Origin of the sequence: Asticcacaulis sp. AC460 (genome assembly GCF_000495795.1) — a bacterium.
Lineage (GTDB): Bacteria > Pseudomonadota > Alphaproteobacteria > Caulobacterales > Caulobacteraceae > Asticcacaulis.
In genome coordinates, this window is record NZ_AWGD01000011.1 from 68,694 (window position 1) to 84,878 (window position 16,185).

Annotated in this window: 10 protein-coding genes; 4 read left to right on the plus strand and 6 right to left on the minus strand. The window is 62.8% G+C overall.

The genetic code is table 11. From position 1 onward, the window contains the following. The first annotated feature begins 31 nt into the window (after positions 1–31). Positions 32–1,582: a DHA2 family efflux MFS transporter permease subunit gene (locus tag ABAC460_RS31690; RefSeq protein ID WP_023452659.1), complete on the plus strand. Its 1,551-nt coding sequence runs from the start codon at positions 32–34 to the stop codon at positions 1,580–1,582. Between the two features lie 290 nt (positions 1,583–1,872). Next, on the plus strand, positions 1,873–3,150 hold the full coding sequence (gene gabT / locus ABAC460_RS31695; RefSeq protein ID WP_023452660.1) for a 4-aminobutyrate--2-oxoglutarate transaminase: 1,278 nt from the start codon (positions 1,873–1,875) through the stop codon (positions 3,148–3,150). On the opposite strand, the gene ABAC460_RS31700 is transcribed toward gabT, so the two are convergent. After that, entirely contained in the window at positions 3,140–3,835 is a 696-nt protein-coding gene (locus tag ABAC460_RS31700) for a DUF6445 family protein (RefSeq protein ID WP_023452661.1), read from the minus strand. The two genes, gabT and ABAC460_RS31700, sit on opposite strands and share 11 nt — an antisense overlap. Positions 3,836–3,951: 116 nt before the next feature. Between ABAC460_RS31700 and ABAC460_RS48190 the strand changes: the two genes are divergently transcribed. Continuing rightward, positions 3,952–4,644: a DUF6445 family protein gene (locus ABAC460_RS48190; RefSeq protein WP_023452662.1), complete on the plus strand. Its 693-nt coding sequence runs from the start codon at positions 3,952–3,954 to the stop codon at positions 4,642–4,644. On the opposite strand, the gene ABAC460_RS31705 is transcribed toward ABAC460_RS48190, so the two are convergent. The 4 genes from ABAC460_RS31705 to ABAC460_RS31720 all read right to left on the minus strand — a co-directional run bounded on the left by ABAC460_RS31705 (position 4,645) and on the right by ABAC460_RS31720 (position 13,012). Then, positions 4,645–6,171, minus strand: coding sequence for a tryptophan halogenase family protein (locus ABAC460_RS31705; protein WP_023452663.1), 1,527 nt, complete (start codon positions 6,169–6,171; stop codon positions 4,645–4,647). An 8-nt stretch (positions 6,172–6,179) separates the two neighbouring features. Then, on the minus strand, positions 6,180–7,676 hold the full coding sequence (locus ABAC460_RS31710; RefSeq protein WP_023452664.1) for a tryptophan halogenase family protein: 1,497 nt from the start codon (positions 7,674–7,676) through the stop codon (positions 6,180–6,182). 17 nt (positions 7,677–7,693) lie between these two features. Continuing rightward, positions 7,694–9,238: a tryptophan halogenase family protein gene (locus tag ABAC460_RS31715; RefSeq protein WP_023452665.1), complete on the minus strand. Its 1,545-nt coding sequence runs from the start codon at positions 9,236–9,238 to the stop codon at positions 7,694–7,696. Positions 9,239–9,613: 375 nt separating this feature from the next. Further along, positions 9,614–13,012, minus strand: coding sequence for a TonB-dependent receptor (locus tag ABAC460_RS31720; RefSeq protein WP_023452666.1), 3,399 nt, complete (start codon positions 13,010–13,012; stop codon positions 9,614–9,616). A 579-nt stretch (positions 13,013–13,591) separates the two neighbouring features. Here ABAC460_RS31720 and ABAC460_RS31725 point away from each other — a divergent pair. Then, the gene (locus ABAC460_RS31725; RefSeq protein WP_023452667.1) at positions 13,592–14,611 is read left to right on the plus strand and encodes a cupin-like domain-containing protein; all 1,020 of its coding nucleotides are present in this window, start codon (positions 13,592–13,594) and stop codon (positions 14,609–14,611) included. Positions 14,612–14,671: 60 nt separating this feature from the next. Here ABAC460_RS31725 and guaD read toward each other — a convergent pair whose 3' ends face one another. Beyond that, the gene (guaD, locus tag ABAC460_RS31730; RefSeq protein WP_023452668.1) at positions 14,672–16,006 is read right to left on the minus strand and encodes a guanine deaminase; all 1,335 of its coding nucleotides are present in this window, start codon (positions 16,004–16,006) and stop codon (positions 14,672–14,674) included. Between the last annotated feature and the right edge of the window lie 179 nt (positions 16,007–16,185).

The window sequence follows — 16,185 nt, forward strand, 5'->3', positions numbered from 1 at the left end:
GGCTCGTGTATATATTCAAGGACGCTCCCCAATGTCCGCTGCCACGGCTCCGGCCGAACCCTACAAGGAACCCGTACAGCTCCAGGGCCTGACGCTCTGGCTATGCGGCATCCTCCTGGCGCTTGCCAACTTCGTCGCCATCCTCGACGTCTCGATCGCCAATGTCTCGGTGCCGCATATCGCGGGCTCGCTGGGCGTGTCGAACGCCCAGGGCACCTGGGTCATCACCTCCTACGCGGTCGCCGAAGCCATCGCCGTGCCGCTGACTGGCTGGCTGGCTATGCGTTTCGGCACGGTGCGCACCTTCTCGGTTGCCCTGATCGGCTTCGGCATCACCTCGCTGCTGTGCGGGATCGCGCCCAATTTCGAGACCCTGATCCTGGGCCGCATTCTGCAGGGCTTCTGCGGCGGCCCGCTGATGCCGCTGTCGCAAACCCTGCTGCTGACCATCTTCCCGAAAAAGATGCAGCCCATGGCCATGGCGCTGTGGGCGGTCACCACCCTGACCGCGCCGATCGCCGGCCCGGTCCTGGGCGGCCAGCTGGTCGAGAATTTCGGCTGGGGTTCGATCTTCCTGGTCAATGTCCCCGTCGCCGTCGCGGCCGGCTTCCTGGTCTGGCGCGTCCTGTTCAGCCAGGAGACCCGGACCGTCAAGGCCCGTGTCGACGTGGTCGGCCTGGGCCTGCTGGTCCTGTGGGTCGGCGCGCTGCAGCTGATGCTGGACCTCGGCAAGGAGCATGAATGGTTCGAATCGGGCCTGATCATCGGCCTGGCCGTGACTGCCGTTCTGGGTTTCATCGCCTTCCTGATCTGGGAACTGACCGACACCAACCCCATCGTCAACCTGCGCGTCTTCCGCCACAGGGGCTTTGCCCTGGCCATGGTGTGCATGGCGATGATGATCGGCTCCTTCTTCGCCATCAATGTCATCGCCCCGTTATGGATGCAGACCAACCTCGGCTGGACGGCGACCTCAGCCGGCAATGCGGCGGGCCTGATCGGCATCCTGGCGATCGTTGCCGCGCCGATTGCGTCGCAGCTGGCGGTGCGGTTCGACCCGCGCAAGGTCATCTTCTGCGGCGTCATGTGGCTGGCCTTCATCACCTTCATGCGCTCCCAGGCGACGACCGATATGAGCTTCGGCCAGATCGGCATCTGGATCTTCCTGGCCGGCGCCGGCATGCCGTTCTTCTTCATGCCGCTGATCCAGGTCTCCATGGGCGCGGTCAACCCTGAGGAAACCGCTTCGGCGGCGGGGCTTCAGAACTTCATCCGCACCATGGCGGGCGCGGTAGCGACCTCCTTCGTGGCGACGGCGTGGGAAAACTCGGCCAATGCCAACCACGCCCGGCTGGCCGAGACCATGCCCAACGCCCAGGGCGCCATCGACCTCATAAGCGGCGGCGGCCTGTCGCCCCAGGCCGCCCTGGCGACGGTGAACAACATGGTCCAGGGCCAGGCGATCATGCTGGCGACGAATGAGATCTTCATGGGCGCGGCGGTGATCTTCGCCCTGTGCGCCTTCATGGCCTGGACCCTGCCCAAGCCCAAACGCGCCGCCGACATGAGCAACGTGCACTGAGACATCACTCGGAACCTTCTCAAGAGGAACACTGAAAACACGGAGGCCGCTTGCGCGGCGACACGGAAGTCACGGAATTCCGGTTGAACCATCTCCCGCGCGAAGCGCCTTCTAATTGTGCATCACAGAAAGGCGCTTCGCGCGGTTCATCGTGGAATTTCAGTGCCTTTCCGTGTCGCCGCGCAAGCGGCCTCCGTGTTTTCCGTGTTCCTCTTTTAACGTTTCAGAACCTGCCACTGGCATATTGTGATCACAATATGCTATGCGGGCTCAGCCACCAGGAGCCCGTCATGACTGCCAATTCCGATCTCGCCGCCCGCCGTGCCGCCGCCATTCCGCGTGGTGTCGGCCACGCCACCACCCTCTATGCCGGACGGGCCGAGAACGCCGAACTGTGGGACGCCGACGGCAACCGCTTCATCGACTTTGCCGGCGGCATCGCCGTGCTCAACACCGGCCACCGCCACCCGAAGGTCCAGGCGGCCGCCCTGGCCCAGATGAACGCCTTTACCCATACCGCCTTCCAGGTCGTGCCGTATGAGGCCTATATCGCCCTGGCCGAACGCCTCAACGCCCTGGCGCCCATCGCGGGCCCGGCCAAGTCGGTCCTGTTCACCACCGGCGCCGAGGCCGTCGAAAACGCCGTCAAGATCGCCCGCGCTGCCACCCGCCGCGACGGTGTCATCGCCTTTACCGGCGGCTTCCATGGCCGCACTGCCCTGACCTCGGCTTTGACCGGCAAGGTCGTGCCGTACAAGAAGGACCTGGGCCCGCAACAACCCGGCATCTACCACCTGCCCTTCCCGGTGGAGGCCCACGGTATCGACACCGCCGATACGCTGAAGATGCTCGACTACCTGTTCAAGGCCGACATCGCGCCGGATGCCGTCGCCGCCATCATCATCGAACCGGTCCAGGGCGAGGGCGGCTTCCTGATCACCCCGCCTGAACTGATGCGCGCCCTGCGCAGGATCTGCGACGACCATGGCATCCTGCTGATCGCCGACGAGGTCCAGACCGGCTTTGGCCGTACCGGCAAGCTGTTCGCCATGGAAAACTACGACGTCAAGCCGGACCTGATGACCATGGCCAAGTCCCTGGCCGGCGGCTATCCGCTGTCGGGCGTGGTCGGCCGCGCCGAGGTCATGGACGCCCCCGTCACCGGCGGCCTGGGCGGCACCTATGGCGGTAATCCGGTCGCCTGCGCCGCGGCGCTGGCCGTGCTCGACGTCATCGAGGAGGAAAACCTGCTGGACGCCGCCAACCGCCAGGGTGCGAAGATCAAGGCCCGCTTAGAAGCCCTGTCCCAGCGCAACGATATCGTGCCCATGTCGGCCATCCGCGGCCTGGGCGCCATGATCGCCTTCGATATCACGACCGAGCGCGGCAGCTTCACCCCCGATGCCGCCGCCGCCAAAAACGCCTGCATGAAGGCTCAGGAAAACGGCCTGATCCTGCTGTCATGCGGGGTCTATGCCAACACCATCCGGCTACTGGCGCCGCTGACCATCAGCGACGCTCTGCTCGACGAAGGCCTGGATAAACTCGAGACGGCGCTTACGGCGTAACGCGCGCCCGCACGAAGATATTCCCGGTCAGCCGGCCGACGCGCGGATCGGGGCTATAGTTGAAATTGTCCGGAATAATGCCCGAATGCAGCAGTCGGCCGGGATAGATCAGTGCCCGGTTATAGCGCGCCTCGACCTTGGCCAGCTCGATAAAGCCATTACCGTCGCCGTCGTGATAGCCCTGAGGGGGCGGCTGCTGCAGGTCGTCCTGCTCGCGGGCATAGGCATAATGCGGCATGCGCGCCTCCGACAGGGTCTCAAACCCCGAGCGGACATGGCGATAGAAACCCGTCCCGCCCGCCGGCTTTTTCGACAGGTAATGCAGGATGGCGAAGCTCTCGGCGTCGGGATAGTCGAAATGCGGAATGGTCTGCAACGGCCCCAGTTCGGCCGGCGGCGTGGTGATCACCGAAAAGCCGGCATCCAGGATGTCATAGGCCGCGATACCGTACACGCCGTGCAGGACGCCCGTCAGCGACTGGCACACCGAGCGGACATAGTCGAAGCTCTCGCCGTCCTGCGGCGTGATGCGGCGGCGGCGGCCGGGATAGTAGTGGCCGGTCTGGGCTGGAAACGGCGCCAACTCCGCCGCCAGCTCCACAATCCGGTCCGGTTCCTGGACGAAGTTGTCGATCACCACGATCGGCGTCTGTTCTTCCCCTACGCGAATGGTCTGTAGCGACACGCCGTACTCCTGACTCTGCCCTGCGGTAACCGCGGCGGTGTTTTGGAACAAAAATCAATCTGTTGCAATTCCCGTCTCAGCTTCTATCGTGCGGCAAAAATCCGGCAGGACGAAACATGACGGCCCTCGCGCTCAATCCCACCCCCCGAATCGACATCCATACCTTCGGGCAGGACAACCAGGTGCTCGTCGTCGAAGACGCCCTGGCCAACCCGGAAGACCTTCTGGCCAGCGCACATCGCGACAGCTTCGGCGCGCCGCCGCCCAACTCCTGGTATCCCGGCCTGGTCGCTACCCTGCCCGACACCTATCTGAACCTGCTCCTGCGCGAACTGCGCCGGCCAATGGCCAAGGTCTTCGACATGCCGCCCGACCAGCGCAGCGCCTATTACGGCTTCTTCGGCCTGGCCACCGTGCGGCCGGACCAGATGGCGCCCAACCAGGTCGCGCCGCACACCGACACCTCGCGCCTGCACAGCTTCGCCACGGTCCATTACCTCAGCCAGGACCATCCGGGCGGCACGTCGTTCTACCGCCACAAATCGACGGGCCTCGAACTGATCACCCCGTCCGTCAGCGCCAAGTTCGCCTTCTTCCGCCGCCAGGAACTGGCGCAATGCGAAGGCCAGCCCCTGTCGGCCGTCGAGGACCTCTACGAAGAGATCTTCCACATCGAACCGAAGTTCAATCGGCTGATCCTGTACCGCGCCGGCCAGATTCACCGTTCGAAGCTCAAGCCCGGGGCTGCCCTCAGCAGCGATCCCGCCACCGGACGCCTCACGGCCAACACCTTCTTCAATACCGAATAATCACCCGTTGGCCACCATCCGCGGCGCATCCGAAGCGCAGGTGCGGTTGATAAAGTCCTCGTGCATCGGCAGGCTCTTGACTCGTTCGACCACGGCCGTACGCCACCGCCCCAGCTGCAGGCGCAAATCGTCGGCGTCCATGGTGTCGGCGGCCGGGTGATAATCCTCCGGCACGATCCCCTGGCCGGTCATCACCGCCACCCAGCTCACCTCGCGGAACAGCTCCGGTTCGCGCGCCAGGGTCTGGCTGGTGGCGCGGAAGACGTCGAAGCGCGCCTGCAGGCTGTCGGGGATGCTCATCTGCTGGACATGGCGCCAGAACGGCGTGTCGTCGCGCTCGGTCACCTTGTAGTGGGCGATGATGAAGTCCTTCACCCCCTCATAGTCGATCTCGACCTGGCGGTTATACTCGTCGACGATGTGCGGATTGATGCCGTGGCGCGGGAACAGGGCCAGGAGCTTGAACGCCCCCGACTGGACCAGGTGGATCGAGGTCGATTCCAGCGGCTCCAGGAAGCCGCTGGCCAGGCCCAAGGCCACCACATTCTTGTTCCACGCCAGCCGCCGGCGGCCGGTGACGAACTTCAGCATCATCGGGTCCTTCAGCACCTTGCCGTCCAGCCGCGACAGCAGCTTTTCGCGCGCCTCGTCCTCGCTGATGAAGTCGTTGCAGAAGACATAGCCGTTGCCGGTACGGTGCTGCAGCGGAATGCGCCACTGCCAGCCCGCTTCGCGCGCGGTGGCCCGGGTATAGGGCGTCAGGGTCTCGGTCCGCTCACACGGCACTGCCCAGGCCCGGTTCATCGGCAGCCAGTGGCTCCAGTCGACATAACCGGTCTTCAGCGTCTGTTCGATCAGCAGGCCGCGAAAGCCCGAGCAGTCGATGAACAGATCGCCTTCGATCGTCATGCCATTGTCCATGGCCACCGACGTGACGAAGCCCGACTCCGGATCCTGGTTGACCTGGATGATCTTGCCTTCCTTGCGCACCACGCCCAGGTTCTCGGAATAGCGGCGCAGATAGCGGGCATACATGCCAGCGTCGAACTGAAAGGCATAGTTGATATTGGGCTTGCCCGGCTCCGACTTGACCCGGCCGAACCGGCCCTGCAACGCGGCCTCGGTCTCGGCATTGTACTTGCTGATATCGAACATGCCGCCGCCGCGCTGGTGGTAGTGGCGCATGTAGAAGTGCTGGAAGCTGAAACCGTCGATATCGTGGCCGAACAGGCCGAACGGATGGAAGTAGCTGTGATCCTTCCTGCGCCAGTCGACGAACTCGATCCCCAGCTTGAAGGTGGCGTTGGTGTTGCGGATGAAGTCGTTCTCATCCAGCCCCAGGAAGCTGTTGTACTGAAGAATGGCGGGGATGGTGGCCTCACCGACCCCGACCGTGCCGATTTCCTCCGACTCGACCAGGGTGATGTCGTAGTCGAGCGTGCCCAACGCCTTGGCGAAGGCGGCCGCGGCCATCCAGCCGGCAGTGCCGCCGCCGACGATGACGATCTTTTTGACGTTGTGTTGCATGTCCTCTCCTAAACCGCTGCCGGGGCCATACCCAGATAGGCCTCCATCGGCTTCATCGGTTCGACATTGGCGCGAATAAAGCCCAGCATGCGCTGGAAGTGCTGGATGGCCTCGGCGTCGCTCATCTGGTCGACCAGCGGGTCATAGGCCTTGGGGAACAAACCATGGCCCAGCCACATCGCCGCCCAGTCGTCGTCCTCGAACGTCTCATCGTCATACTGGACGACATTGCCGCGCGCCGCGAACAGCTCCAGCTTGTACTTCAGCAGCTCGGGCGGCTGAACCGCCCGGGCATAGTCCCACATCGGCTGGCTGTTGCGTTGGTTCAGCAGGTAGTGGCACATCTGGTAGTCGCGAATGCGTTCATAGGCAGCACCGACATTGCGATTGTATTCCGCGCTTTCCAGCATGCTTTCACGGCTGACCGGGAACAGCGAGATCAGGTGCGACAGGCCCAGGATGTTGGCGTGCATGCGCACGCTGTCGATCGGATCGAACACCACGCCGGCTTCGCCGATGGCGACGCAGTTCTTGTGCCAGTAGGCCTGGCGCCCGCCGGGGAACAGCGGCGAGATGATGGCATCAGGATTCAGCCGCATATTGGTCACCATATGGGCGGCTTCCAGGGCCTGTTCCGCGCTCAGCTCGTGGCTGGTAAAGGCTGCCTGGACGGCGGTGCGGTCACGCAACGGGAACAAACCGACCCAGCCCGACCGGAAGGCCGAGATCTGGCTGAACGGTGGCAGGGGCGACAGCGGCGGTGCATAGGTGGTCAGCAGGCGGTCGCAGGGGAACCATTGCTGCCACGACTCGGTCTTGACACCCAAGGCGGCCCCTAACAGAAGACTTTCCTGGCCGGAGGCATCGATGAAGAAATCCCCTTCGACCGTCTCACCGCTCATCAGCTTCAGCGCCGTGATGCGGCCGTCCTGGGCGTCGCGCACCACGTCGGCCAGCCGGCCGGGCCGGTGGTTGATCCTGCGCTGGGTCGCCACGGTCTTGAGCACATGGCAATAGCCCTGGGCGCCCAGGTGGTAGACATAATCGCAGTTGGCAAAACCGTCGACGGCCTCGCCCGGAATGAAGAAGCGACCGGCCTTGGCGGCGGCGGCATTGACCGAGAAATCCTCGTATTCCGCCTTGGCCCCCTGGGCCCGCGCCTTCAGCCAGTAGTGGTGGAACGGCACCCGGGCGATGTCGCGGCCATAGGTCGAATAGGCGTGCATGAAGGGCGGGCGGTTGCGCGAGAAGTTGGCGAACCGCTGGGCCAGGCTGAAGGTTGCCTGGGAGGCCCGCATCATCGGCGCCTCTTCGATCCCGATCAGGGTATGATAGGCTTCCTGCTGCTTCAGGGTCGGATAGACATCGCCGGCCCGCAGCAGGGACGGCAGCTCGATCACCGTGATCTCCAGCCCGGCCTGCTGAAAGGCGCGCCACAGTACGTTCGCGGACAGCCACAGGGCATCATCGCGCCCCAGGATAACGACCTTAAGCTTTCGATCCAACTCAGCCCTCGCTCCGGTCATTGGGCATCCTCCATCATCACCTTGGCGGACGGATCGAAGCAGTAGTCGCGGACGAAGTCGGCATGGGTCGGCATGGCCTCGACATTGACCGCCACCCGCTCTTTCATCTCGGCCATCTTCTGCAACACCATCTCCAGGCTCATCGTGTCGACCTGCCGGTCGTAGTTCTGCGGGAAAATCCGCTGGCCGGTATAGACCGCGACCCAACTGGGCGGAGCAAACAGACCGTCCTTGTAGCGATGGATATGACCGCGATGGCGCCAGGTCTCCATCTTGGTGAGCAGGCTGTCTGGCACCGCCATCTCGCGGACATAACGCCACAGCCCGGTCGGGTCTTCTTCCGCCGGCTTTTCATTGGCGTGGTAGTGCAGGATCAGGAAGTCGCGCACCCGCTCATATTCGATATCGACCAGGCGGTTATATTCCTGCGCCAGCTTCGGGTCGATCGTCTTGCCCGGGAACAGACGCATCAGGAAGTTGGAGGCAATCTGCGCCAGGTAGATGCTGGTCGATTCCAACGGCTCCAGGAAGCCACTGGCCAGCCCTATCACCAGGCAGTTCTTGTACCACGACTGCTGACGGCGGCCGGCCTGGAACTTCAGCATGCGCGGCTCGGCCTGGGCCCGCGCGTCCAGCGCGCCCAGCAACACCTCGGCAGCACGCTCATCCGTGGTGAAGCGGCTGGAATAGACATAGCCGTTGCCGGTGCGGTGCTGCAGCGGAATCCGCCACGTCCAGCCGGCCTCGCGCGCGGTCGCCCGTGTATAGGGGGTAAAGGCTTCGGAACGGTCGGAGGGCACAGCCAGGGCGCGGTCGCACGGCAGCCATTGCGTCCAGTCTTCCCATCCCATCTTCAGCGCCTGGCTGATCAACACGCCGCGGAAACCGGAGCAGTCGATGAACAGGTCGCCTTCGATAATCTCACCCGACTGCATCGTCAGGGACTGGATGAAACCGTCCTCCGGCCGCAGGGTGACATCGACCACCTTGCCCTCGGTGCGCTGAACGCCGCGCGCGGTCGCCCATTTGCGCAGGTAGCGTGAATAGAGGACGGCATCAAAATGGTAAGCATAGGCGAAGGTCGAACGCACCGACCGGTCGTCGTCCGACGGGAAGTCGAACCGGTTGTTGCGGCAGGCGACGATCGGGAAGGAATAGGACTCCAGATCGGTATTATGGCCGTTCAGCCGGGCGCGCAGCCAGTACTGGAACAGCGGCACGCCGTTGATCGCCTGGCCATGGATACCGAACGGGTGGATATAGCTGTCGCCGTTGCGCGCCCAGTTGCTGAAATCGATGCCCAGCTTGAAGGTCGCGTTGGTCTCGCGCATGAATTCGGGCTCATCGAGCCCCAGGAAATCATTAAAGTCGTGGACCTGCGGCAGGGTTGCTTCGCCGACGCCGACAATGCCGATCTCATCGGATTCAATCAGGCGCACGGTGCAGAAATGCGGCTGGAACGCCTTGATCAGGCTGGCGGCGGTCATCCAGCCGGCGGTACCGCCGCCCAGGATAACAACCCTCGTGGGTGAAATGGTCATAAATCTTAGTCCCCGGTACGCGCTTTTATAGTTCTGTTCTGGCAGGCTTTTCGCCGCAATGAAAAGTCAGATTTTCGTTACGCCGCTATCGACTCTGAAATTCGCAGGGACCGATATCAGGCAGAGGCAAATTCGGGAAGCGGGTAAGCTTAACCTGAATCGGGGCTTCCTCCGAGAATTCCGCAGAGGCGCCCTCCTCCCCATCACATGGGGAGGTGCCGGCGAAGCCGGCGGAGGGGTATACCGACGGTAACACCTCTGCGCGGTTCTCATTCGAGTCATCCCGTCCAGCCGAAAAACGTAAGGGCTTTCAAAAAAAGAAAAGGCGCGCTGTCCTTCGACAGCGCGCCCCTCTTTTGGTTTTTCAACCCGCTCTTAGTACTTCCAGCGGACCGAAGCTTGCAGACGGCGGTCGTTCTTGAACCACGCGGCCGGCAGCAGCAGGCGCTCGCGGTTCGTACCGTCCGACATCGGGCCGTCAACCTGTTGCTTCAGGACCGTTTCGGTGCTGAGCAGGTTGGAGCCTTCGATCGACACTTCGACGTGGTCGTTGAAGCGGTAGGCGAGGCGGGCGTCAAGGAAGCCCTGGGCTTCTTGCCAGATCGGGAAGGCGATACAGCAGTCTTGCGCCGTCACCAGGTACTCCGAGCGCCAGTTGTAGGCGACGCGCGCCGACCAGGCACCCTTTTCATACATGCCGATCAGGTTGAAGCTGTCTTCCGACAGGCCTTCCAGCGGCAGGTCGGTGTAGCTGAGGGCAGCCACCGAAGTACCACCACCGGTCTGACCCGACGAACCGTCACCCGAGTTGGTCACGACGTTCGAGCTCTTGATGCCGTCGTTGGCCAGGTGGGTATAGTTCGTCTGGATACCGAAGCCGTTAAACGGCGCCGGCAGCTCGTCGAAGAAGGTGGTGTAGGTGATTTCGAAGCCACGGATCGCAGCACCATCACCGTTCACCGGACCGCTCATGCGAACCGAACGGGTCACACCCTGGTTGGTGAAGTCCGTATAGTAGTTCCCGAACTGGATGTAGTCGTGGAACTTCTTATAGAACAGGTTGAAGGTGAACGAACCGGTCGAGGAGAAGTAGTTTTCCACCGACAGGTCGAACTGGTCCGCGGTAACCGGCTTCAGGTACGGGTTGTTGGCCGAACCGGTGAAGGTCACCTTGGTCTTGATGATCTGACCACCCGGCGTACACTCGAACGCGCTGTTCGGCACGTTACAGGCGAAGCTGGAGTTGGTCGTTGACGGCAGCGACATGCCGACCGAGCTGTACTTCTTCAGGTTGCCGATGTCCGGACGCGACATGGCACGCGACGCCGCGAAGCGCAGGAACCAGGTATCCGTCAGACCCAGGCGAACGTTGAAGGAGGGCAGCCAGTTCTTGTGAACGACACTGGCCGTTTCGAGCGTAGCGTTCTGGCTACCGATGAACTTGCGGTCGCCGGTCCAGTTGGCCGGGTTGTTGACATAGGCCGAAGCCGCGGCTGCCTGCTGAGCATACAGCGTGGGGTCGGTCGTCTGGTTCGCCGTCACGGCCGGCGGCGTACCGATCAGGCCGTCGACGTAATAGGACAGGCTGGCGCGGTAGACGCCGCTGCCCGGCGCGGTTTCGGAGAGCGGCTGCCAGTCATAGACCGGAGCCGAGCTCGGATAGTTGACGCCACCGGTGCTCTCATTGAGGGTTTCAACGTAGCGCAGACCGATATTGCCGGTGACCGTGATGCCGCCAAAGATGGTGGCGTCGGGGCCGCCGAACTTCAGCTGGACATAGGCCGCCTTGGTTTCTTCCTTGACCGAAGCCAGTTCCGCGGCGCGGAAGCAGCCGTCGATCTCACCCGTACGGTGGCAGATCGGCGTCCACTGGTTCGACGCGGTACCGTCGGTGTAGGACGGCGTGTAGTGAGTGCGGTCAAACGTCGTGGCCAGGCCTTCGCGGTCCTTCAGGTAGTCGATGTTGAAGAACACGCCGTCAGCCGCATTGGTCGTACCGCCGCCGTAGAAGTTCGGGTCGAAGGTGTAGATGCCATGGGCGCCCTGATCCGGAAATTCCGAACCGGTGATGTAGTAGTTGTTGCGGTCATAGTTAGACCAGTTGTTGACCACCGAAGCCCAGTTATAGGTCGTCCAGCGGATGGTCTGTTCACGGTTAGCGTAACGCACACCGGCCTTCAGGGTGTTCAGCCACGGCGAGTCGAAGCTGTAGGCCAGGTCGGCACGGGTGGCGAACTCTTCGCCTTCCGAGTCGGTGACGTGATCCATCAGGAAGTGCTGGCGATAGTTGTTCGGGTTGGCGATCCGTTCAGCGCCGGTCGCGCCGGCCATGTACCACCCCGGAACCGTGTCCAGGATTTCCATGGTCGGGTGCGAACCCGATGCATCGAGATTCACCGCCGCATAGGTGGCCAGCGAGGTCGAGATGTCATAGTTTTCCTGGATGGCATCGACGTGCTGGACGTCGAAGTTCAGCTTCAGGCGATCCGTCGGATCCCACTTGAAGTTGAGCGAGATGTCCTTGGTGTCGTTGAGGCTGTCGCTCCAGCGCGTGTCGTTGGCATAGCCAGGCGAACGTTGCTGCGGCGTATCGCTGCCGCACTCCCACGAATAGCACGAACGCGCATTCGTCCAGCCCGCAGGAGTCGTCGCGCCGGCCGGAGCCTGCCACGCACCGTACCAGGCGCCGTTACCACCGACCAGAACGCCGGATTCGAACATGCCATCGCTGTTGAACTTACAGTTCGAAGCCGCATTCAGACACTGGATGTTGCCGTCGGTCGAAACGAAGTTGATGTCGCGGGCCCAGGCGTCAGCGCCGGTCGAAGCCGTGGCGACATATTCTTCCCACTGCTCGACCTTCTTCGACTGGTTGTACTGCAGCGTGGCCGCCATGGTCTTGTCGGCGTTTTGCCACTGGGCAGCTATGGCGATACCGTCACGCGTACGGTCATAGATGTTGTCGCGGAAAGCGGTCGAAACCGGGATGTAACGGCGACCGGCACCCCAATAGGAGGTTTCCACCGGAACGATACGGCCGTACTGAACGCCTTCCGAGTTGGTGCTGGTTTCACCGTGGGCGAAGTTCAGCATCAGGCCGACCTCACCGCCGTCGATTTCCCAACGGTCGGCGTAAATGCCCGAGAACGACATACGGCCGTCCTTCACCAGGTCGCCGTAGGTGTATTCACCGGTGGCGGCCAGGACGCGGCCCTTCTGGTCGAACGGCAGACGGGTGCGCAGGTTGATCGTGCCGGCGATGCCGCCTTCGATCAGTTCCGCGGTCTGGTTCTTATAGGTGTCGACGCCGCCCATCAGTTCCGGCGAAACGTCCGACCACGACAGGCCGCGCGACGAGTCGGCGGTGAAGATGTCGCGACCGTTGAATTCCGAACGGACCTGCTGCAGGCCGCGGACCACGACGCCCGACGGTTCGGCCGAGAAGTGGGCCGTGTCGCCGGTGGCGGCAAAGCGGTTGACGGTGATGCCGGCGACGCGCTGCAGCGCTTCGGCGACCGACTTGTCCGGGAACGAACCGATGTCGTTCGCGGTGATCGAGTCAACGACCGTATCGGCGTCCTTCTTGATCTGCTGCGCCGTCTTCAGCGAGCGGCGAACACCGACGACGACAACTTCGTCGCCGGAGGTGGCGGCCGGCGCGTCCTGAGCCGCGACCGGAGTCGCCGCCACGGCGGTAAACGCCGTGAGGGCGAGAGCCGAAACCCCGCCCTTGAGCATAAGGCCGGTCAGGCCCTTGCCTTTGGAAATTTTCATACCTTCTTCTCCCTAATGTCCTTACGGCAGGCCCGAGCTCCTGCCGGTGAAGAACCACTGAACCGAAACGACGTCAGTCTATAAAGCGTTTTGGTAAACAGGACGTGACCTGATGATCGACACATAGTCCCGATACGCCGAGTCTGCTTTTGACATATTTGTCAAAAATTCCGCCCATTGTAACGGTGGAAAGGCCGTGACGACCGCCCGTTAACGCTTCTCAACCTGATTAATTATTTCGTCTTTCTATTTGTTATATAAACGACATGCAATTGGCTAGTCGATTGTGGCTGATTTGGCCACAATCCGGGCCATAATGGCATGAATGCCACAGTTTCGCCCCGGGGAGCGGCGTGACAACGGCAGAGCGGCCATATTCCGCGGCCCTGTCCGCACGGCGAAAAGGTACCGCTAACACTATCGATTGCATCCGGATGAGTCGCTTTTCCTGACGCCGGGGTCAAAGATGCCAGATGCCTTGGCAAGGCGCCTTGCCAAGGCATCTGGCATCTCCTAACTGTGGACTCGCCACCGCCTTGCCAGAAAACGCCAAGCCAGAAATCGCCAAAACTGTATCCCATGCACCACATTTCCACCCTTCCACCGGTTCCGGTCGTCGAGGGCGCAACGCCCGAAATCTTCGTCGATCTGGTGAGGCAAGGCCAGCCGGCCCTGCTGAAGGGCCTGGTGTCCCATTGGCCGGCCGTGGCAAAGGCGCAAAGCTCACCGCAGGAGATAGCCGGTTACCTCAAGTCCCTGGACAACGGCCGTCCGACCACGGTGATGGAAGGCCACAACAGTATGAAGGGCCGCATGGCCTACGGCCCCGACATGCACGACTTCAATTTCCACAAGCGCGTCAAAACCGTCTCCGCCGGCATCGACCAGCTGCTGGGGGCGCTGGATCACCCCAATCCCTTCTATATCTATATCCAGTCGACGCCGACCGCCGACCACCTGCCGGGCTTCGCGGCGGAAAACCGCAATCCCGTGCTGCCGCCGCAGATCGGCCCGCGCATCTGGATCAGCAACGCCACCCGCGCCCAGACCCACAACGACCACGACCACAACCTGGCCTGCGTCGCCGCCGGCCATCGCCGCTTTATCCTGTTCCCCCCGGAGCAGGTGACGAATCTGTATATCGGCCCGATGGACCACACCCCGTCCGGCCGCGCCATCAGCCTGGCCAGCCTGGAGGAGCCGGACTTCGCCCGCTTCCCGCGTTTGAAGGACGCGCTGGCCACCGCCCAGGTGGCGGATATGGAGCCGGGCGATGCCTTATACGTGCCGAAATACTGGTGGCACCATGTCCAGTCGCTGGACGCCTTCAATGTGCTGATCAACTACTGGTGGGGCGCAGCGCCGGACACGCTGGTCAATCCGATGGCGCCGTTCCTGGCAGCCCTGGCGGCGCTGAAGGACCTGCCCCCGGCCGAGCGTGACTACTGGCACACCATGTTCGAGCACTATATCTTCCAGGTCAACGGCGACCCGGTGGCCCACATCCCGCCGGCGCACCGGGGTGGCCTGGGCAAGCCGACGCCACAAAACCGCGCCGAGCTTATGGCGGCCTTGAAGAAAATGGCGGAAGGCAGTTGATGACCTTACCTCCGTCAAGTCTTGTCCGCAGATAAGCCTTAAACCGCTGACACGATCACATCAGACAACGGCACGCCCACTGACCCAGACCCGCGTGATGTTCGCCTTGTTTGCCGTATACAGGATCTTCTGCAGCCCGTCCTCGGCGCTGTCATAGCCCTCCATCAGGTTCAGGCTGCCACCGGGCGCGTTCGGATCGATCAGGATGGCGTCAAACTGGCGGCCCACTTCAAACCCGCCCACGGCCAGGTCCAGCACATCGGCGCCACCGCGCGTCGCGAGATAAAAGGCCGTGCGCCAGTCGATGCGGGAATCGCGGATGCCGCGTTCGGGATAGTCCTTCTCGCAGTCGACGCCATCGTCCAGCAGCCGCGAGGCAAACACCGCCGCGCGAATCGAATCCGGCAGGAAGGAGGACGGACCGCCGGAGATATCCGACCCCAGCCCGACGCGAACGCCCTTTTCCAGCGCCCGCTTCAGGGGAAACACCGCATTGGAAAAATAGGCGTTGGACAACGGACAGTGGGCTACGCCCGTCCCCCGCGCCACCAGGGTGTCCATATTGGTGGAACTCAGAAAATTGCCGTGGGCCAGGACGGTATGCCGGGTCAGTAAGCCAAACCGGTCCAGGCTGTCGGTATCGCTCAGGCCGTGGCGCTGGAAGACATAGCGATGCTGCCAGTCGCTTTCGGAGGCGTGGGTCTGGATGTGACAGCGGCACGACCGCGCCAGTTGCCCCAGGCCTTCCAGCGCGGCATCGGTGCACGACGGGATAAAGCGCGGCGTCACCACCGGCTTGATGCGGTCGCTGTTCAGGCCGCGAACATAGGCGATGAAGTCCTCCGTCCCGCGCAGGGCAGCGTCGGTCGAATCGTCGCGGTAGATGTCCGGGCACTGCTCCGGATTGTCCATCACCACCTTGCCGATCAGGGCGCGCTGGCCCTTGTCCAGGCATATATCGGCCAACAGCCGCGTGGCGTCCTGATGGACGGTGGCAAAATACAGGGCCGTGGTCGTGCCGTTCGACAGCAGGTCATCGACCAGGCCGGTATAGGCGGTCTTCGCAAACGCCAGATCGCTGTACCGCGCCTCCAGCGGGAAAGTATGCTGCTGCAGCCAGACCTCCAGCGGCACATCCAGCGCCTTGCCGATCTGCGGCCACTGCGGCGCATGGACGTGCAGGTCGCAGAACCCGGGCAGGACATAGGCGCCGCGCGGCATGGACTCGACGGGTCCCTCGGTCAGGGCACGATTATAGCCATCATCGGAAGGTTTCAGGACCGAGACGATATGGCCATCCTCGTCGACCGACACCAGGGCGTCGTCGAGACATTCGATCCGGCCGCGTTCCGGCGCGTGGCAGAAACGGCCGAGATAGCTGCGCGGCCTTTGCATCACGCGTCTCCCCTGGCTAAGGATTTTCTTTCCTTCTCCTCCCCATTGAAAATGGGGAGGTGGCGAGCAAGGGAGCCCCCTTACGGGGCGACCGCGTCGAGACGGAGGGGTCCTCTTTGCGGCCAAGCCCTTATGCTTCAGATATAAGAACCTGCTGCACTGCGATAATCAAGTGAAAC